This window comes from Bradyrhizobium sp. UFLA05-153 (assembly GCF_054185185.1).
Map to the genome: position 1 here is coordinate 1 of NZ_JBBIAM010000161.1, position 17,823 is coordinate 17,823.

The window sequence follows — 17,823 nt, forward strand, 5'->3', positions numbered from 1 at the left end:
GCGCTTCCGCCGCGCCGGGTGGCTCTAGGCGAAAGCTCTCAGCCCACAAAGTGCGACCCCTCGCGCGCCCTTCGCGCGCGTCTCGAAGGATGAAGGCCGAGGCGTGAGAGCCGGGCCTGCATGGTTCTCGCGGCGATGCGGAGCATCGTCCGCTAGACGGCGCGTGCGCGCCTCCTCACCATGAGGGTCTACAGGGCAGACTCACACAATCTCGACGCGATAATTCTCGATCACGGTGTTCGCCAGAAGCTTGTCGGCAGCTTCCTTCAGCGTGGCTTCGGCCTTGGCCTTGTCCGCGCCGGCGAGCTCGATGTCGAACACCTTGCCCTGACGGACGCTGGCAACGCCGTCGACGCCGAGCGATTTCAGCGCGCCTTCGATGGCCTTGCCCTGCGGATCCAGAATGCCCGTCTTCAGGGTAACGGTGACACGTGCCTTCACGTCGATAATCCCTCTCAGCTCTTCACCAGCACCGGGCCCGAGCCCGCCGGACGCTCGTTCTCCATGAGGATGCCGAGGCGCTTTGCAACTTCGGTATAGGCCTCGAGCAGGCCGCCGAGGTCCCTGCGGAAGCGGTCCTTGTCGAGCTTCTCGTTCGACTTGATGTCCCAGAGCCGGCAGGAGTCCGGCGAAATCTCGTCAGCGACGATGATGCGCATCATCTCGTTCTCGAACAGGCGGCCGCATTCCATCTTGAAGTCGACGAGGCGGATGCCGATGCCGAGGAAGAGGCCGGTCAGGAAGTCGTTGACGCGGATGGCGAGCGCCATGATGTCGTCGATCTCCTGCGGCGTCGCCCAGCCGAAGGCGGTGATGTGCTCTTCCGACACCATCGGGTCGTTGAGCTGGTCGTTCTTGTAGTAGAATTCGATGATCGAGCGCGGCAGCTGCGTGCCCTCCTCGATGCCGAGCCGCTGCGACAGCGAGCCAGCGGCGACGTTCCGCACCACCACCTCGAGCGGCACGATCTCGACCTCACGGATCAACTGCTCGCGCATGTTGAGGCGGCGAATGAAATGGGTCGGCACCCCGATGTCGTTGAGGTGCTGAAACAGGTACTCCGAGATCCGGTTGTTGAGGACACCCTTGCCCTCGATCACCTGGTGCTTCTTCGCATTGAACGCGGTGGCGTCGTCCTTGAAGTGCTGGATCAGGGTGCCGGGCTCGGGACCTTCGTAAAGAACCTTTGCCTTGCCTTCATAAATGCGACGCCGACGGCTCATGGGGATGTACCGTGTTTTGTTAAAATCCATGAATTTGGTGTGCTCCGGTTGACAAGTATTAGGACCCACAGCGGAGCTGCCGTGAACGGCCCGGAACCCATAGAAACAGAACAGGAACCAAACCTTTAGGCAACCTATCCGATTGGCTGTCCCAGCACAATCGATCCGGCTCTTCCGGCACCAACTTATACCGTCTTGCCTGCGGCTTAACGGCTCATTGGTCTGCCGATTCGTGCCCCTTATGTAGGCATCGGCCGGGGTCACCGCAACGCGGCGTCACGGCCGGATTCAGCCAGGGAATTGGAACGGAAAAGCATGACCACTTTCGACAAGCGCGAGGAAGGATTCGAGAAGAAATTCGCCCTCGACGAGGAGCAGAAATTCAAGGCCGAGGCCCGCCGCAACCGGATGCTCGGCCTGTGGGCCGCCGAGAAGCTCGGCATCACGGGCGATGCCGCCACGGCTTATGCCAAGGAGGTGGTCGCAGCCGATTTCGAGGAAGCCGGCGACGGTGACGTCCTACGCAAGGTTTTGGGCGACTTGACCTCCAAGGGCGTCGCGACCACCGAGCAAGCGATTCGCGCCAAAATGACCGAGCTGCTGGCCGCGGCGGCAACCGAGGTCAAGGCCGGGAAATAAGCGAACGCCGTCTATGCAGCGCGCCGGCGCGCACGCGTTTTGCGCGCCGTGCGACGTTTCCGCGGACGCCCGGCCACCACGGCACCGACAGCGCTGTAGTCACGCCGGATCGCCTCCAGCAATTGCCGCGCGGCCATGCTCAAAAATCCGCCGCGCCGGGTAACGACAACCACATCGTGGCTTGCCGAGAGATCGCCGACGGCAATCGTCGACATGGTGCCCGAGACCATCTCCTCGGCCACATGGCTTTGCGCGAGCAGCGCAAGACCGAAGCCCGATTCGACGAGGCGCTTCTGTGCCGTGAGGCTGTCGACTGGCGTCCATTCCACCTCGCCCAATCCTTGCGTGAGAAACAACGCAAAGACGTGGGAGGCCGCAATCTCGCGGCGCCCGGGTATCTCGGGAAACGCGATCCAGCGTTGCTCGCGAAGCTCGGCGAGACGTCTGACCCGCTCGCCGGCGAGCGGATGATCGGGCGCGCACACGACTTGCAGCCGCTCGGTCAGGATCGGCTCGCAAGCAAGGTCCGCCGACCGATCGACATTGTAGCGCAGCCCGATCGTCGCCTCGCCGCGGCGGATGAGATCGCTGACCTCAGTGCTGGTGGCGGTGCGAAGCGTGAGCGCGACGTCCGGCTGCGCTCTCGCAAATCCCTTCATGATCTTCGAGAGGCGGCTGTCGGCGAGCGTGCCGGTCACGGCGAGCGAGACGGGTCCTGAACTCTGTTTCGTGAGCGCGCGTATCGCCTGTTCCGCATCCTGCGCGGCCGCGACGGCGCGCTCGGCATAGGGGACCAGCACGCGCCCGGCATCGCTCAGCAGCGTCCGACCCGCGATCCGCTCGAACAGGGGCACGCCGAGCTCCTGCTCCAGCAGAGCAATGCGGCGCGAAATCGCCGGCTGCGAGCGATGCAGCACCTTGGCCGCATTCGAGATCCCTCCCCTGCGGTGAACGGTCAGGAACGTATCGAGGGCATCGCTGTCCATCACGGATACCTCATGCAAAAAGCTGATGATGTTAAGAGAAATAACAAATTTGGCGAATGGCGGAAATACTCCTATCGCTGGTGTCCGAACAGACACCACGACACGGGAAGCGAGCCATGACGAGCCAATTGGAGAAGGCAAAGACATTTCGAGCCCTGCACGAGCGGCCCGGCGCCTTCATCATTCCAAACCCTTGGGATGCCGGTACCGCAAAACTGCTCGCAGCCATGGGATTCGAGGCGCTCGCAACCACCAGCCTCGGGCTTGCCAACATGCTCGGCAGCTCGACCGTCAGCCTGGATGGCATCCTCGACAATTGCCGCGCAATTGCCGCGGCGACCGACCTGCCGGTCAGCGTCGATCTCGAGAACTGCGGCGCGCATGAGCCGAAACGTGCGGCCGAGGCGATCCGGCGCGCGGCCGAGGCCGGCGCGGTCGGCGGCTCAATCGAGGATTTCACGGGCGATCGGGCGCGGCCGATCTATGATTTCTCTCTCGCGCTCGAGCGTGTCCAGGCCGCGGTGGAGACGGCCCGCTCGCTGTCGATCCCGTTCACACTGACCGCGCGTGCCGAAAACCTGCTGCACGGGCGCAATGATCTCGACGACACCATCAAGCGCCTTAGGGCGTTCGAGGCCGCAGGCGCCGACGTGCTCTATGCACCCGGTGTTTACGACCTCGCGACGATCAAGACGGTCGTCTCGTCGGTGACAAAGCCCTTCAACCTGGTGATGGGCTTTGCCGATCCGACGCTGACGCTCGCGCAAATGTCGGAGGCCGGCGTCAAGCGCATCAGCGTCGGCGGCGCCATGTCGCGATTTGCGCTCGCAGCCTTCCTGCGCAGCGCGCGCGAGATGAAGGAGAACGGATCCTTCACCTACGTTCGCGAGATGGCGCCGATCAAGGAGCTCCGCGACGCCTTCGCCGCGGTCACTCCTCCTTGAAACCGTAGTCCGGCACGTTGCCGCTCGCGCCGTAATATTTGTACGGCAGGAATTTTCCGCTCATGGTGATCTTGACGCGGTCACCCTTGGGGTTGGCGACGCGCTCTATCGCCATGTCGAAGTCGATCGCCGACATGATGCCGTCGCCGAACTCCTCCTCGATCAGGGTCTTCCAGGCCGGACCGTTGACCATCACCATCTCGTAGAAGCGGTAAATCAGGGGATCAGTCGGCGGCATCGGCGTGCCGGTGCCGCGCATCGGCACCTCGTTGAGCATGGCGGTCTCGGATTTCGACAGACCGAACAGCTCACCGGCATTGGCGGCCTGCGGCTTGGTCAATTTCATCTGGCCCATGATCGCGCCGACGATCAGCACCTCCGAATAGCCGCCGATCGTCTCGCAGATGTATTTCCAGCTCCAGCCCTTCTCGCGCTTGATGTCGAGCAGCTTTTCGGTGAGGTCGGAACGCTTCATGTCGGGGTCTCCCTTGGCTAATGATTGCGTCGCGTCATTCTGCTCCCTTCCGGGAAGCGGAGAGACGCAACGTCATTTCGTATCGCGCTGGGTTGCACGAAGCGTGCCATAATGCCGTAACCCTGATTATGCCGCATGACGTCCGTTAGAGGTTGGTTCTCCTAGCTTCGGCCATGCGGCAGTTCGGCATAATCAGAGCGCCTCAAGGAACGAGAGGAGCTGGTCGTCCGGTCTGAACCGGCTTGAGGGGGTGTCCGGGGCGGCAACGCGGGCGAGCGCCTTCTCCTTCAGCCTCATGTCGGCATGGATGTAGACCTGGGTGGTCTCGACGTTTTCGTGACCGAGCCAGAGTGCGATCACCGCTGGGTCGACACCGTGATGGAGCAGGTCCATCGCAGTGCTGTGACGAAGAGTATGGGGCGTGACCCGCTTGGTTCCGATACTTGGGCACATCCTCGATGCAGTCAGGCTGTGCTTGCGGACAAGATGCTCGAGAGCGTCGCGGCTCAAAATTTCGCCACGGAGCGAGGGGAAGAGCGGTTTGCTCTCCTTGTTGTCGCCGATCCAACTCGCCAGGAGCTTGGCCGTCTCGCGGCGAAGCGGAGTGGCACGTTCTTTCCGCCCCTTGCCCATGCAACGGATATGGGCGCCGGTTCCGAGCACCACATCGCCGCATCTGAGGCCGACTAGTTCGGAAGCCCGCAGACCCGTCTGCACAGCAAGCAGAAGCAGCGCATGGTCACGACGTCCGGTCCACGTCGTGCGGTCCGGCGCCGCCAGCAGGGCCGCGATCTCTTCTCCGTCGAGGAACGTCACCGCACGCCGCACATAGCGCTTATTCGGCATGGCGAGGATGCGCTGGCAATGCAGCAACCAGGTCGGATCGCTCATGGCGAGGTACCGGAAGAACGATCGGATCGCGGCCAACCGGGTGTTGCGGCTACGCGCGCTGTTGCCGCGTGCAGTCTCGGTGTGAACGAGGAAGTCGGCGACGAGATCGGCATCAAGATATTGGAGGAAGGTGCGGACATGGGTCGTAATTGTTTTGTCGCGACGTGCGCCTGCGAGCACGTGTTCGATGAAGCCAATTGCATCGGCTGGACGCAAGCTAGCCAAATCGATCATCATCTCGCCGAAGCAATAGTCAAGGAACCGGTTCGCAAAGCGCAGCGTGTGGTAGATTGTCCGCGGGCTGAGGCCCCGCTGCTTGACGAGATAGGTCTCGAAGCTGCTCAGTAATTTGGCCCGCTCCGCCTGAGCAGGTGTCAGCGGCGGGATAGCGGCCACGCCAATTTCGACCAGGTGCGCGACGAAGCGCCGAACAAGATTGTAAACCTTGATGGTGCATTTTGGGGCGGTTGGTACGCGCTGCGCCAACTCAGCAGCAAGGTTTGGTGTCAGTGAGGATGGCGCAATACCCTCAGCGTCGAGCAGGCGTCTAAAGCGACGCAGCAGGCAGCGGTAATTCGCGAGAGTATCGGGCTTATAGTTATTGGAGGAAAGACTTTCCTCGAATGATGCCAAGTACGGGTCGAAGCAGGTGGCTTGATCGGATATGTGCATTCTTGTGCTCCATGGTTTTGGAGCGACAACTTCACGTTAAATCCGTATCTGTTTTCCGACTTTTTGCTCTCCCTCCAAAGCCCATCGGCAAGAAACGACCCCATCTCAGAAGTTCACAGTGGAAAGCTGAGTTGCCAAAAGCAGCCATCACCCTCCATCAAGTGGGAATAAGGCTGGACACTATTTCCACGAAACGTTCGATCTCCTTTTCCGTGTTGAAGTAGTGCACGGAGGCGCGAACCAGCGAGGAGAGCCCCCGCCCGCCAAGATCAAGCCGGGCATAGGGCACGCCGGACACCGAGACGTTGATCTGCTGGGCTCTCAGGTGCTCGGCAATGTTCTGCGGTTCGAGACCTTGCTTCTGGAAGGTGACGATGCCGCACTTCGTCCGCCCGAGGTCATGAACGGAAACACCCGTCTCACCGCAAAGAGCATCCCGAAGCGCGGCGGCCAAGGACGACACGCGCTGTTCGATCACCGCGATGCCGATGCTCCGCGCATATCGGACAGCAGTCATGAGACCGACGCGGCCGCCGACATAGCTTTCCCAGTTCTCGAAACGCTTTGCGCCCGCCGCCAGCTCGTACTGATCATTGGTCGTCCAGTTGGCCGACAGAAGGTCGATAAATGGCGGGTCGAGTTTTTCGACAATGGCGTTGCTGACATAGAGAAAGCCGGTGCCGCGCAGCCCCCGCAGAAATTTGCGGCCGGTGCCGGAAAGGATGTCGCAACCAATGGCCTTCACATCCACCTCAAGCTGGCCGACTGACTGGCATGCATCAAGCAGGTACAGGATGTTGTGCTTCTTGGCGACTTGGCCAACTGCGGCTGCCGGGTTCACCAGCCCACCCTGTGTTGGGACATGCGTGATGGCGATAAGCTTTGTGGCGGGCCTGATCAGAGTTTCGAGCGCAGCGACATCGAGTTGTCCGCTCTCGTCGGAAGGCGCTATGTCAATCTCGATCCCACGTCTTTTGGCCTGATGCAGAAATGCCAGGAAGTTCGACGCATATTCTGAACCGTGTGTAATGACCCGGTCGCCCGATTGGAGGGGGAGAGCATAGAACGCCATATCCCACGCACGAGTGGCGTTTTCGACAAAGGCGATTTCATCCGGCCTGGCATTCAAAAGGGCCGCGAATTCGCTGTAAAATGCCTGCAAATCGTCTGCTAGGCGCCGCTCGGCTTCGTAGCCGCCCACGCCGTTTTCTAGATCCAACACGCCCTTGACCGCCTCGTAGACCTGACGAGGCATTAATGAAGCCCCCGCATTGTTAAAATGCAGCACTTGCTCGCAAGCGGGGGTATCCGCCCTCACCTTGTCGATATCGATCATGTGGCAAACTCCCTCGAAGATGACGGCACATTTAGTAGCCCACGTTTGGCTCATCAAGCCGGGAAGCTCCCGGTTGGAACAGTGCAAAGCAATTGAGCGTAATGGCTGCTCTTGCCAACAAAACTCAAAAACACGACCGTCAGCTTCCCACCCCATTTCTGCCGGGTTAGAGGCGACCGAACTCGCTGTGCGTAATAAATCCGATTATGCCGAGCTGACGAACGGCCAGAACCCGCTCTGACAGCCGCCAACGTTGGTCATCGGCATAATTCGGGTTACGGCATTATGCGCCTTATGCCGATATCGGCATAAGGGGCAATGGATTGGGCACCGACGCTGTAGGGTGGGCAAAGTGTACGCCTTCGTTCGAAGAACGAAGGCGGGAGCGTGCCCACCTCGTCTGCTTCGCCCCGGTGATAGAAGTGGTGGGCACGCCTCTGCCCTCGCTCTTCGAGCGACGGCCGAGGCTTTGCCCACCCTACGGATTTTCCGATTTGTCAGCGCAGCATCGCCGCCAACCGCGCCAACTCGACCTCCAGATCCCGCTCCACGTCCGCCGCCTTGATCTCGACCACCCGATAATCCCGCGCCTCCAGCCAGGCCCGCCGCGCGGCGCGGTCGGCTACGATCGTCTCGCCCTCGCCTGGATTAACCAGCTCGATCGCAAGCCGGTGCGGAAAGGAGACGAAGTCCGGGATGTGCCGGCCGACCGGGGTCTGGCGCTTGAACTGGCCGGCGAAGCGGCGGTCGCGGGTCAGGGCCTGCCAGAGCAGGCGCTCGGCATCGGTCGGGTTGCGGCGGAGGAGGCGCGCGAGCCCGCGCACGGTGCTGCCGCTGTCGGGCGCCCCGCCCTGGCCATGTTCGGCCAGCAGCGCGCGCAGCCGCGTCGCCTGCTCGCCATCGAGCACGCCGCCCTTGGCTGGCCCCTTCCGCCCTTCCGCGATCGCCATCACCACCCCGTGCAGGGTGTGCATGTCCTGCTTGGTCGGCTCCATCCGGGTGAAAATGTTGCGCAGGTTCACCAGCATGGTGTCGCGCTTCTCGGCCGGGCGGAGGAATTCAACCCGGTCGAGCTCGCGCACGAGATTCTCGAAGAAGGCCAGGATCTGGTGCTGCGAGGCGCGCTCGGAACGCTCCGGCATGCCGTGCGGCAGCGCGCCCTCCGTCGCCCGCTTGAACCATTCGTAGCCAACCAGCAGCACCGCCTGCGCGAGGTTCAGCGAGGCGAAGCCGGGGTTGACCGGGAAGGTGATGACCCGGTTGGCGAGCGCGACCTCCTCATTGGTCAGCCCCCAGCGCTCGCGGCCAAAGAGGATGCCGGCCCTTCCGCCGGTGGAAATGTGGCCGGCGATCTCGGTCGTCGCCGCTTCCGGGCCGACCACCGGCTTGGCCTGGTCATGGGCCCGGGCGCTGGTGGCAAACAACAGGTCGAGATCGGAGACGGCCTGCTCGACGGTGTCGAACAGTTCGACCCGCTCCAGGATATGGTCGGCACCGGCCGCCGCGCGCTGGGCGGCAATGTTGGGCCAGCCATCGCGCGGGTTGACGATGCGCAAGCGGCTCAGGGCGAAGTTGCCCATCGCACGGGCCGCCATGCCGATGTTCTCGCCGAGCTGGGGCTCGACCAGAATGATCGCGGGGCCTTCGAGGTCGAAGCCCGTCTTGGTCTTGTCGGTACCCGACATCGTCCTTCCGATTCCAGATCAGGGCGTTGCGTGGCGCTTCTTGAGAAACAGATTCAAGTCCCCGATTGCCCCCGCGGGCCGGATTTCTCAAGCAAAATATGAGGTTAGCAGCGAATTTTCCGGCACCACCGAAATCGAACTGGCTCTCGTGTTGCCGCGACAAAGCACGATCATGTCCTTCCCGCCACGATATTCTCATGCCCCAGCGCCCTCGCATGCCTCCGTGATGGGCCGGATGCGAGCCGGAGAGCTAGCTCGCAGCAATATCCGTCAGGCTTTGGAAGCTGCTCGCGGATGTCCCGACGCATGGTACCGCGTGCAGGCCCTCGCTTATGTCGCAGAAGCCGCGCCGGACGAGCGGACGCTGCTTTCGGTGCTTGAGGAAGCGGCGAAAGAATCCGCCCGCTGCCACGATGCCTATGGCACCGCCGCGGTGATGGCATGGCCGATCGCCGTCGCCGTGCGACGAGACACTCGGGCCTTTGCCGAGCGGGAGCGCGCGCGTTGCCTCGACCTCGCCCCAACTGTCCAACCGCACACTTCCCGGGCCTATGCTCTCGAAGTGCTCTGGACCGCCTGCCATGCGGTCGATCCGGCCTTCGCCCGGCCGATCTGGGACCGCATTCGGGCCCTGTGCCACCCGGACCGCTGCTGGCGCGCCGCGCGGCTCTGGCGCCACGTCGCAGAGGCTGTGGAGGAACAGCATCCCGGTGCAGGCGGTTCGATCATTCGGGCCATGCCTGAAGGCAAGGCACGCCGCCGCCTGGAGCGGCGATACTGGCCCGCGTTGAGGGATAGGACCTAACCGCTCCAGCTCCCTTCCGGTCGGTGCCCGCGGATGCTATAGGCCCGCTTCATCAAACCTGTTCCAACAGCTGCTGATCTCGAAGAGGGCCCTTTTCCCAATGGCAAAAATCAAGGTGACCAACCCCGTCGTCGAACTCGATGGCGACGAGATGACCCGGATCATCTGGCAGTACATCAAGGACAAGCTGATCAACCCGTTCCTCGATGTCCAGCTGCTCTATTTCGACCTGGGGATGGAGTACCGCGATCAGACCAACGATCAGGTGACGATCGACGCCGCCGAGGCGATCAAGAAGGTCGGCGTCGGCGTGAAGTGCGCCACCATCACCCCGGACGAAGCCCGGGTGAAGGAGTTCAACCTGAAGCAGATGTGGAAGTCGCCGAACGGCACCATCCGCAACATCCTCGGCGGCGTGATCTTCCGCGAGCCGATCATCTGCAAGAACGTGCCGCGCCTCGTTCCCGGCTGGACCAAGCCGATCATCATCGGCCGCCACGCCTATGGCGACCAGTACCGCGCCACCGACATCAAGTTTCCCGGCAAGGGCACGCTGTCGCTGAAGTTCGTCGGCGAGGACGGCACCGTGATCGAGAAGGAAGTCTTCAAGGCGCCCGGCGCCGGCGTCGCCATGGAGATGTACAATCTCGACGACTCCATCATCGACTTCGCCCGCGCGTCCTTCAACTTCGGCCTGATGCGCAACTACCCGGTCTATCTCTCGACCAAGAACACGATTCTGAAGGTCTATGACGGCCGCTTCAAGGACATCTTCCAGGACGTCTTCGACCGCGAGTTCAAGAAGGAATTCGACGCCAAGGGCCTGACCTACGAGCATCGCCTGATCGACGACATGGTGGCCTCGGCGCTGAAGTGGTCCGGCGGCTATGTCTGGGCCTGTAAGAACTACGACGGCGACGTGCAGTCCGACACGGTCGCGCAGGGCTACGGCTCGCTCGGCCTGATGACCTCGGTCCTGCTCACGCCCGACGGCAAGACGGTGGAAGCTGAAGCCGCGCACGGCACGGTGACCCGCCACTACCGCGAGCACCAGAAGGGCAAGGAGACCTCGACCAACTCGATCGCGTCGATCTTCGCCTGGACCCGTGGCCTCGCCCACCGCGCCAAGCTCGACAACAATCCGGAGCTGGCGAAGTTTGCGACCACCCTTGAGAAGGTCTGCGTCGACACCGTCGAAGACGGCTACATGACCAAGGATCTCGCGCTCCTCGTCGGCGCCGACCAGCGCTGGCTGTCTACCACCGGCTTCCTCGACAAGGTCGCCGAGAACCTCGCGAAGGCGCTGGCGGCGTAAGCCGGCGTCTCGCATTTTCGCCGGAGTACGGTTAGACATCATCACGGGCCGCGCCTCAGCGCGGCCCTTCCATTTTGACGCCCATTGCGCGGAGATCGACCATGTCCATCAAGCTCGCCGTCCCCACTTTGCTGCTCTCGGCCCTGATCGGATCGGCCGCAGCCGCGGAGCAGGCGCTGCCCGAGGCGATCGCCGCGCCCGGCGAGAGCATCGTGCTAAGCGTCCACGCCGAGGGCGCGCAGGTCTATGAGTGCAAGGCAGGGACCGACGGCAAGCTCGGCTGGGCCTTCCGCGAGCCGATCGCGACGCTGCTTTCCGAAGGCAAGACGATCGGCCGCCACTATGCAGGCCCCAATTGGGAGCACGCCGACGGCAGCGCCGTGGTCGGCAAGGCCATCGGTAACGCGCCGGGCGCAACCGCAGGTGACATCCCCTGGCTGAAGCTCGAGGTCGCCTCGCGCCGGGGCAGCGGCGTTCTGGCGCCCGTCACCACCGTCCAGCGCATCAACACCCATGGCGGCAAGCTCGAGGGCCCTTGCGAAAAGGCCGGCGAGTTCAAGAGCGCGCCCTACTCGGCCGATTACGTCTTCCTGCGCAAGGGCTGATCGCTCAGCGGTCGGTGCCCTCGCGCTCCGCCTGCGCGAGCTCGGTCGCCGCGAGGTCGCCCGTCTCTTCGAGCCGCGCCTTAGCCGTGTTGTGCACATGCGCGGCGAGCGTCGGCATGCGTTCGATCAGGGCATGAAAATGTTGGGCGTCGAGCACCAGAAGGCGGGTCTTGCGCGTGGCGGTCACCGTGCCGCTGCGTTTGGTTTTGTGCAGCAGTGCGATCTCGCCGAAGAAAGTGCCGTCGGCAAGCCGCACACGCTGGCTCGGGAGTGAAATCTCGACCTCGCCGGCCGTAATGAAATACATCGACGAGGCAGCATCGCCACGGCGAACCAGGATCTCACCCTGCTCGATGGTGCGTGCCCGCAGCAGCCGCATGATGTCGGCGATCTCCAATGCCGAGAGGTTCGAGAACAGCGGCACCCGCGCCAGCATGCCCCAGGTGACGACGAAGTCGCGGCGCCTCACCTCCTCGGCAAATGCCGAGGAGATGATCGCGACCGGCAGCGCGATCATCGCAAAGCCGCTGATGATGGCGAACACGGACACGAATTTGCCAAGCGGCGTCACGGGCACGACGTCGCCATAGCCGACCGTGCCGAGCGTCACGATCGCCCACCACATCGCCTGCGGAATGGTGCCGAGCTTTTCCGGCTGCACCTCGCGCTCGATGGCATAGAGGAGCGAGGCGAAGGTGAGCACCACGCCGATCAGGATGACGATGCATCCGATCAAAGCGCGCCGTTCGGCATGGACGGCTGCAAACAGCGAGCGCATCGCCGGCGAATAGCGGATCAACTTGAAGAACGGCAGCACGCCGAGCGCAGCCAGCGTCGCGTGCCGGCCGGTGGCAAGCACGATCGCGGCGGGGAGGAACGCCATGAGATCGATGATGCCGAGCGCGGAGAAGACGTAGGAGAGCCGGTCGGCAAGCGCCGACCCCTTGCGCTGCGTATGGCCCGCGACCGTCCACAGCCGCGCCACATATTCCAACGCGAACACGATCACGGACAGAATGGTGATCGCCGAGAACAGCGCGTCGAATTGCGCGTCCAGGTCCGGCACCGAGGCAAGCGTCATTGCCACGACGTCGAGCACGATCACGGCAATGATCACCTGGATGAAGCGCGACCCGGCGGAATAGGCCAGCGGATCGTGCTCCAGGAGCTCGTAGAGGCGATCCCTCAAATTGGGATCGCGAAGCCCACGTCCTCGCGGAACGAGGCGCACGGTGTTTACGCGCCGACCATGGCTTTTTCGATCGCCGAGAGCGCCGCCGCCGCATTGGCGCCGTCGGGCCCGCCAGCCTGCGCCATGTCAGGCCGGCCGCCGCCACCCTTGCCGCCGAGCGCTTCGGAGGCGACGCGAACCAGGTTGACGGCGTTGAAACGCGAGGTGAGGTCGGCGGTGACACCAACCACGACGCCGGCCTTGCCGTCCTCGGTGACGCCGACGATCGCGACGACGCCGGAGCCGATCTGCTTCTTGCCGTCGTCGGCAAGGCTCTTGAGATCCTTCATCTCGATGCCTTCGACCGCACGCGCCATCAGCTTGACGTCGCCGACCTCGCGCACGCCAGCGGCAGCGCCATTGCCGGACGATGCACCGCCGCCCATCGCAAGCTTCTTGCGGGCGTCGGACAATTCGCGCTCGAGCTTCTTGCGCTCGTCCATCAGCGCGGTGATGCGCGCCGGCACATCCTCGAGCGAGGTGCGCAGCTCGGCCGCTGCGGTCTTCGCCAGCGCCATGGTGTCGTTGGCATGCTTGCGCGCATGGCGTCCGGTCAGCGCCTCGATGCGGCGAACACCGGAGGCGACCGCACTCTCGCTCGTCAGCGTGATCAGGCCGATATCGCCGGTGCGCTTGACATGGGTGCCACCGCAGAGCTCGACCGACCAGCCGAGCGCGTTGGCGCCGTGCTCGCGCGCGGTCTTGCCCATGGAGACGACACGAACCTCGTCGCCATATTTCTCGCCGAACAGCGCACGCGCACCGGCCTCGCGGGCCTCGTCCACACCCATGACGCGGGTGGTAACCTCGTCATTCTCCAGCACCACGTCGTTGGCGATGTCCTCGACGCGGGCGAGCTCCTCCGGCGTGATCGGCTTGGGATGCACGAAGTCGAAGCGCAGGCGATCGGGCGCGACCAGCGAGCCGCGCTGCGCGATGTGATCGCCAAGCACCTGACGCAGCGCCTCGTGGAGCAGATGCGTCGCCGAGTGATGGGCGCGGATCGAGGAACGGCGCGCGTGGTCCACCTCGAGCTGGAGCGCGGTGCCGGCCTTCAGCGTGCCCTGCTCCACCGTGCCGATATGCACGAAGAGATCGCTGAGCTTCTTCTGCGTGTCGGTGACGCGGAATTTGATTCCGCCCTCGCCGACCATCACGCCGGTGTCGCCGACCTGGCCGCCGGACTCCGCATAGAACGGCGTCTGGTTCAGCACGAGCGCACCGGTCTCGCCGGCCTTGAGGCTGTCGGTTTCCTTGCCGTCCTTGACCAGTGCAGCAACGACGCCTTCGGCGCTCTCGGTCTCATAGCCCAAAAATTCGGTGGCCCCGAGCTTCTCGCGCAACGGGAACCAGATCGCCTCGCTCGCCGCCTCGCCCGAGCCCGCCCAGGAGGCACGCGCCTTCTCGCGCTGGCGTTCCATCGCGTCGGTGAAGGCGGACTGGTCGACGCTGATGCCGCGCGACTTCAGCGCGTCCTGCGTGAGATCCAGCGGGAAGCCGTAGGTGTCGTAGAGCGTGAAGGCGACGTCACCGTCGAACATGTCGCCCTTCTTCAAGCCGGAACTCTTCTCGTCGAGGATCGCAAGGCCGCGAACCAGCGTCTTGCGGAAGCGGGTCTCTTCCAGCCGCAGCGTTTCCTCGATCAGCTTTTCCGCGCGCACCAACTCCGGATAGGCCTGGCCCATCTCGCGGACCAGCGCCCAGACAAGGCGATGCATCAGCGGCTCTTTCGCGCCCAGGAGCTGCGCATGGCGCATCGCGCGGCGCATGATCCGGCGCAGCACGTAGCCGCGGCCCTCGTTCGAGGGCAGCACGCCGTCGGAGACGAGGAAGGCCGAGGAGCGCAGATGATCGGCGATGACCCTGAACGAGGCGACGGTCTGCTCATTCGGTCCGCTGCCGAGCGCGGACGCGGTCGCATCGATCAGCTGACGGAAGAGATCGGTCTCGAAGACGCTGTCGACACCCTGCAGAATGCACGCCATGCGCTCCAGCCCCATGCCGGTGTCGATCGAGGGGCGCGGCAACGGCTGGCGCTCCTCCTTCGTCACCTGCTCGAACTGCATGAACACGAGATTCCAGAATTCGAGGAAGCGATCGCCGTCCTCTTCCGGGCTGCCCGGAGGCCCGCCCCAGATGTGCTCGCCGCGATCGATGAAGATCTCCGAGCACGGCCCGCACGGGCCGGTATCGCCCATCGCCCAGAAATTGTCCGAGGTCGGAATGCGGATGATGCGATCGTCGGAGAAGCCAGCAATCTTCTTCCACAAGCCGGCCGCCTCGTCGTCGGTGTGATAGACGGTGACGAGCAGCTTGTCCTTCTTCAGCCCGAAATCCTTGGTGATCAGATTCCAGGCGAGCTCGATCGCGCGCTCCTTGAAGTAGTCGCCGAAGGAGAAGTTGCCGAGCATCTCGAAAAAGGTGAGATGGCGCGCGGTATAGCCGACATTGTCGAGGTCGTTGTGCTTGCCGCCGGCGCGCACGCATTTCTGCGAAGTGGTGGCGCGCTGATAGGGGCGCTTCTCGACGCCCGTGAAGACGTTCTTGAACTGCACCATGCCGGCATTGGTGAACATCAACGTCGGATCGTTGCGCGGCACCAATGGCGAGGACGGCACGATCTCGTGGCCGTTCTTGGCAAAGAAGTTCAGAAAGGTCGACCTGATCTCGTTGACGCCGCTCATGTTCATCCAATCGGGTGATAGGACCCGCCAGAGCCATCCAAACTCGACATCAAGGCTGATATCTGCGGGCGATAGCGCTTTTAGACAAGGTGAGCTGCCCTGTCCAGAAACTGTGCAGAGAGATCAGAGGGTTGCCGCAGGCGCGCAATCCTCGTTGATAGCTGCTGCAGGTGCGTTGACAGCCTTGGCTGGCCTGTGTTCTGTACCTACCTGTATCGTACGGCCACGTCGGGAGAGACCGGCTTTGGTGCCGGCGCCGAAGGAGCAACCGCCCCGGAAACTCTCAGGCAAAAGGACCGCGTGGCTTTGACAGCATCTGGAAAGAGGCGCCGACGGGCATCGAAGCCCGGGTGGCACCCGCCGACGGGATAATACTCTCAGGCACAGCGACAGATGGGGCTTCGACTGGTTTTTCGGGGAATCCTCCCCGGGAACCGCGAGGGCCCCTGTGATGCTTGCGTGCGACGACCAAAATTCCCTCAGACGTACCCCCCTCTACGGGCTGCACGTGTCCCTTGGCGGCAAGATGGTGCCGTTCGCGGGCTACGAAATGCCTGTGCAGTACCCGGCGGGCGTCCTGAAAGAGCACCTGCATACCCGCAGTTCCGCCGGCCTGTTCGACGTGTCCCATATGGGCCAGATCGCGCTCCGGCCGAAGTCCGGCAAGGTCGAGGACGCGGCAAGAGCACTGGAGCGTCTGGTGCCGCAGGACATCGTGGCGCTTGCACCGGGGCGGCAGCGCTATGCCCAGTTCACCAATCCCGACGGCGGCATCCTCGACGATTTGATGGTCGCCAATTTCGGCGATCACCTGTTCCTGGTCGTCAATGCTGCCTGCAAGGCCGAGGACGAGGCGCATCTGCGCGCGCACCTCGCCGATGACTGCATCATCGATTCGCTGAACGACCGCGCACTGATCGCACTTCAGGGTCCGAAGGCCGAAGCCGCGCTGGCGAAACTTTGTGCAGAGGCGCCGTCCATGAAATTCATGGACGCGGGCCCGCGCAAGGTCGACGGCATCGACTGCTTCGTGTCGCGCTCGGGCTATACCGGCGAAGACGGGTTCGAGATCTCGGTTCCCGCAGGCGATGCCGAACGCCTCGCCAAGGCGCTGCTCGCAAATTCCGATGTGTTGCCGATCGGGCTAGGGGCCCGTGACAGCCTGCGGCTCGAGGCCGGGCTCTGCCTCTACGGCCACGACATCGACACCGCGACCACGCCGGTCGAGGCCGCGCTGGAATGGTCGGTGCAGAAGAGCCGCCGCACCGGTGGCGCCCGCGCCGGCGGTTTTCCGGGCGCTCAAAAGATCCTCGCCCATTTCGACCAGGGCGCGAACCGCCGCCGCGTCGGTCTGCGGGCCGAGGGCCGCGCGCCGGTGCGCGAAGGCGCGCTGCTGTTTGCGGATGCGACGTCGAGCGAAGCGATCGGCACCGTCACCTCCGGCGGTTTTGGCCCGAGCCTGAATGCACCGGTGGCGATGGGCTATGTGCCCACCGCGAAAAGCGCGCTCGGCACAAAGCTCTTTGCCGAAGTGCGCGGCCAGCGGCTGCCGCTCACCGTCGCCGCCATGCCATTCGTGAAAAACACCTACAAACGCTGAGGACCGAGAATGACCACGACGCTGTACACCTCCGACCATGAATGGCTGAGCATCGAGGGCGATGTCGCAACCGTCGGCATCACCGATTACGCCCAGCAGCAGCTCGGCGACGTCGTGTTCGTCGAGCTGCCCAAGGTCGGCCGCGCCCTGAAGAAGACGGAAGCTGCGGCCGTGGTCGAGTCCGTGAAGGCGGCGTCCGACGTCTATGCGCCGATCTCGGGCGAAGTGCTCGAGGTCAACCAGGCGGTCGTCGATGAGCCGGCGCTGGTCAATTCGGACGCCGCAGGCAAGGCGTGGTTCTTCAAGATCAAGATTGCCGACAAGAGCGAGCTCGGCGGCCTCATGGATGAAGCCGCCTACAAGGCGCACACGGCGTAAAGCGAGGACCGATGATGACCGCGCACCGCAAATCCAACGGCGATACCGCCGCCTCTTTCGTACGCCGCCATATCGGCCCCTCCGCGCGCGATGTCGCGGCGATGCTGGACACCGTCGGCGCGAAAAGCGTGGACGCGCTGATGGCGGAGACGCTGCCCGCCTCGATCCGGCAGGCGGCCCCCCTCGATCTCGGCAAGCCCCTGAGCGAGACGGAAGCGATCGCGCATATGGGCGAGCTCGCAGCGCAAAACCAGGTCTTCACCTCGCTGATCGGCCAGGGTTATTCAGGCACGATTTTGCCCGCGGTCATCCAGCGCAACATTTTGGAAAATCCCGCCTGGTACACGGCCTACA

General features: G+C 63.6%; 16 protein-coding genes, 1 pseudogene and 1 riboswitch. Of the genes and pseudogenes, 8 read left to right on the top strand and 9 right to left on the bottom strand.

The window, feature by feature from the left end; translation table 11 throughout:
* Positions 1-201 precede the first annotated feature (201 nt).
* Positions 202-441, bottom strand: coding sequence for a phosphoribosylformylglycinamidine synthase subunit PurS (gene purS / locus Q2941_RS46015; RefSeq protein WP_027525390.1), 240 nt, complete (start codon positions 439-441; stop codon positions 202-204).
* A gap of 14 nt (positions 442-455) precedes the next feature.
* Positions 456-1,223 carry a phosphoribosylaminoimidazolesuccinocarboxamide synthase gene (gene purC / locus Q2941_RS46020; protein WP_008974302.1) on the bottom strand — a complete coding sequence of 256 codons (768 nt, stop codon included), beginning with the start codon at positions 1,221-1,223 and terminating at the stop codon, positions 456-458.
* Positions 1,224-1,538: 315 nt separating this feature from the next.
* Here purC and Q2941_RS46025 point away from each other — a divergent pair, with 315 nt between their 5' ends.
* Positions 1,539-1,862 (top strand): DUF1476 domain-containing protein, encoded by a 324-nt coding sequence (locus Q2941_RS46025; RefSeq protein WP_027525391.1) that lies wholly within the window; start codon positions 1,539-1,541, stop codon positions 1,860-1,862.
* 11 nt (positions 1,863-1,873) lie between these two features.
* On the opposite strand, the gene Q2941_RS46030 is transcribed toward Q2941_RS46025, so the two are convergent.
* Positions 1,874-2,848 (bottom strand): LysR family transcriptional regulator, encoded by a 975-nt coding sequence (locus Q2941_RS46030; RefSeq protein WP_458196733.1) that lies wholly within the window; start codon positions 2,846-2,848, stop codon positions 1,874-1,876.
* A 116-nt stretch (positions 2,849-2,964) separates the two neighbouring features.
* Here Q2941_RS46030 and Q2941_RS46035 point away from each other — a divergent pair, with 116 nt between their 5' ends.
* On the top strand, positions 2,965-3,792 hold the full coding sequence (locus Q2941_RS46035; protein ID WP_458196734.1) for an isocitrate lyase/PEP mutase family protein: 828 nt from the start codon (positions 2,965-2,967) through the stop codon (positions 3,790-3,792).
* Here the strand turns inward: Q2941_RS46035 and cynS are convergent.
* The 4 genes from cynS to Q2941_RS46055 form a co-directional block, all read right to left on the bottom strand.
* Complete coding sequence (gene cynS / locus Q2941_RS46040) at positions 3,779-4,267, bottom strand: cyanase (protein ID WP_458196735.1); 489 nt, start codon at positions 4,265-4,267, stop codon at positions 3,779-3,781. The two genes, Q2941_RS46035 and cynS, sit on opposite strands and share 14 nt — an antisense overlap.
* A 192-nt stretch (positions 4,268-4,459) precedes the next feature.
* A complete protein-coding gene (locus tag Q2941_RS46045) occupies positions 4,460-5,830 on the bottom strand; it encodes a tyrosine-type recombinase/integrase (RefSeq protein WP_458196736.1) in 1,371 nt (456 codons plus the stop codon).
* A gap of 157 nt (positions 5,831-5,987) precedes the next feature.
* Complete coding sequence (locus Q2941_RS46050; protein ID WP_458196737.1) at positions 5,988-7,166, bottom strand: aminotransferase class V-fold PLP-dependent enzyme; 1,179 nt, start codon at positions 7,164-7,166, stop codon at positions 5,988-5,990.
* Between the two features lie 497 nt (positions 7,167-7,663).
* Positions 7,664-8,851 carry a TrmJ/YjtD family RNA methyltransferase gene (locus Q2941_RS46055; RefSeq protein ID WP_027527829.1) on the bottom strand — a complete coding sequence of 396 codons (1,188 nt, stop codon included), beginning with the start codon at positions 8,849-8,851 and terminating at the stop codon, positions 7,664-7,666.
* Between Q2941_RS46055 and Q2941_RS46060 the strand changes: the two genes are divergently transcribed.
* From Q2941_RS46060 to Q2941_RS46070, 3 genes are all read left to right on the top strand, one after another.
* Positions 8,835-9,656 (top strand): hypothetical protein, encoded by an 822-nt coding sequence (locus Q2941_RS46060; protein WP_458196738.1) that lies wholly within the window; start codon positions 8,835-8,837, stop codon positions 9,654-9,656. The genes Q2941_RS46055 and Q2941_RS46060 overlap by 17 nt on opposite strands.
* Positions 9,657-9,756: 100 nt before the next feature.
* Entirely contained in the window at positions 9,757-10,971 is a 1,215-nt protein-coding gene (locus Q2941_RS46065; RefSeq protein ID WP_027527831.1) for an NADP-dependent isocitrate dehydrogenase, read from the top strand.
* A gap of 101 nt (positions 10,972-11,072) precedes the next feature.
* Entirely contained in the window at positions 11,073-11,576 is a 504-nt protein-coding gene (locus Q2941_RS46070) for a DUF3455 domain-containing protein (RefSeq protein WP_027527832.1), read from the top strand.
* Positions 11,577-11,580: 4 nt separating this feature from the next.
* On the opposite strand, the gene Q2941_RS46075 is transcribed toward Q2941_RS46070, so the two are convergent.
* Both Q2941_RS46075 and alaS read right to left on the bottom strand, forming a co-directional pair.
* Positions 11,581-12,807, bottom strand: coding sequence for a cyclic nucleotide-gated ion channel (locus tag Q2941_RS46075; RefSeq protein ID WP_027527833.1), 1,227 nt, complete (start codon positions 12,805-12,807; stop codon positions 11,581-11,583).
* Between the two features lie 5 nt (positions 12,808-12,812).
* Positions 12,813-15,491, bottom strand: a complete 2,679-nt coding sequence (gene alaS, locus Q2941_RS46080) for an alanine--tRNA ligase (RefSeq protein ID WP_027527834.1) — start codon at positions 15,489-15,491, stop codon at positions 12,813-12,815.
* 219 nt (positions 15,492-15,710) lie between these two features.
* A riboswitch (glycine riboswitch) is annotated at positions 15,711-15,799 on the top strand.
* Positions 15,800-15,942: 143 nt separating this feature from the next.
* Here alaS and gcvT point away from each other — a divergent pair.
* The 3 genes and pseudogenes from gcvT to Q2941_RS46095 form a co-directional block, all read left to right on the top strand.
* Positions 15,943-17,091 (top strand): glycine cleavage system aminomethyltransferase GcvT, encoded by a 1,149-nt coding sequence (gene gcvT, locus Q2941_RS46085; RefSeq protein WP_027527835.1) that lies wholly within the window; start codon positions 15,943-15,945, stop codon positions 17,089-17,091.
* 9 nt (positions 17,092-17,100) lie between these two features.
* Positions 17,101-17,469 (top strand): glycine cleavage system protein GcvH, encoded by a 369-nt coding sequence (gene gcvH, locus Q2941_RS46090; protein WP_027527836.1) that lies wholly within the window; start codon positions 17,101-17,103, stop codon positions 17,467-17,469.
* 14 nt (positions 17,470-17,483) lie between these two features.
* Positions 17,484-17,823, top strand: a pseudogene (locus Q2941_RS46095) (glycine dehydrogenase (aminomethyl-transferring)); the annotation flags it as partial.

What these genes read in the sequence shown, in the direction of transcription:
- alaS (WP_027527834.1), bottom strand. Translation starts at nt 15,491, where the DNA reads ATGAGCGGCGTCAACGAGATCAGGTCGACCTTTCTGAACTTCTTTGCC.
- Q2941_RS46025 (WP_027525391.1), top strand. Translation starts at nt 1,539, where the DNA reads ATGACCACTTTCGACAAGCGCGAGGAAGGATTCGAGAAGAAATTCGCC.
- Q2941_RS46035 (WP_458196734.1), top strand. Translation starts at nt 2,965, where the DNA reads ATGACGAGCCAATTGGAGAAGGCAAAGACATTTCGAGCCCTGCACGAG.
- Q2941_RS46050 (WP_458196737.1), bottom strand. Translation starts at nt 7,166, where the DNA reads ATGATCGATATCGACAAGGTGAGGGCGGATACCCCCGCTTGCGAGCAA.
- gcvH (WP_027527836.1), top strand. Translation starts at nt 17,101, where the DNA reads ATGACCACGACGCTGTACACCTCCGACCATGAATGGCTGAGCATCGAG.
- Q2941_RS46065 (WP_027527831.1), top strand. Translation starts at nt 9,757, where the DNA reads ATGGCAAAAATCAAGGTGACCAACCCCGTCGTCGAACTCGATGGCGAC.
- Q2941_RS46045 (WP_458196736.1), bottom strand. Translation starts at nt 5,830, where the DNA reads ATGCACATATCCGATCAAGCCACCTGCTTCGACCCGTACTTGGCATCA.
- gcvT (WP_027527835.1), top strand. Translation starts at nt 15,943, where the DNA reads ATGCTTGCGTGCGACGACCAAAATTCCCTCAGACGTACCCCCCTCTAC.
- purC (WP_008974302.1), bottom strand. Translation starts at nt 1,223, where the DNA reads ATGAGCCGTCGGCGTCGCATTTATGAAGGCAAGGCAAAGGTTCTTTAC.
- Q2941_RS46030 (WP_458196733.1), bottom strand. Translation starts at nt 2,848, where the DNA reads ATGGACAGCGATGCCCTCGATACGTTCCTGACCGTTCACCGCAGGGGA.
- Q2941_RS46055 (WP_027527829.1), bottom strand. Translation starts at nt 8,851, where the DNA reads ATGTCGGGTACCGACAAGACCAAGACGGGCTTCGACCTCGAAGGCCCC.
- Q2941_RS46070 (WP_027527832.1), top strand. Translation starts at nt 11,073, where the DNA reads ATGTCCATCAAGCTCGCCGTCCCCACTTTGCTGCTCTCGGCCCTGATC.
- cynS (WP_458196735.1), bottom strand. Translation starts at nt 4,267, where the DNA reads ATGAAGCGTTCCGACCTCACCGAAAAGCTGCTCGACATCAAGCGCGAG.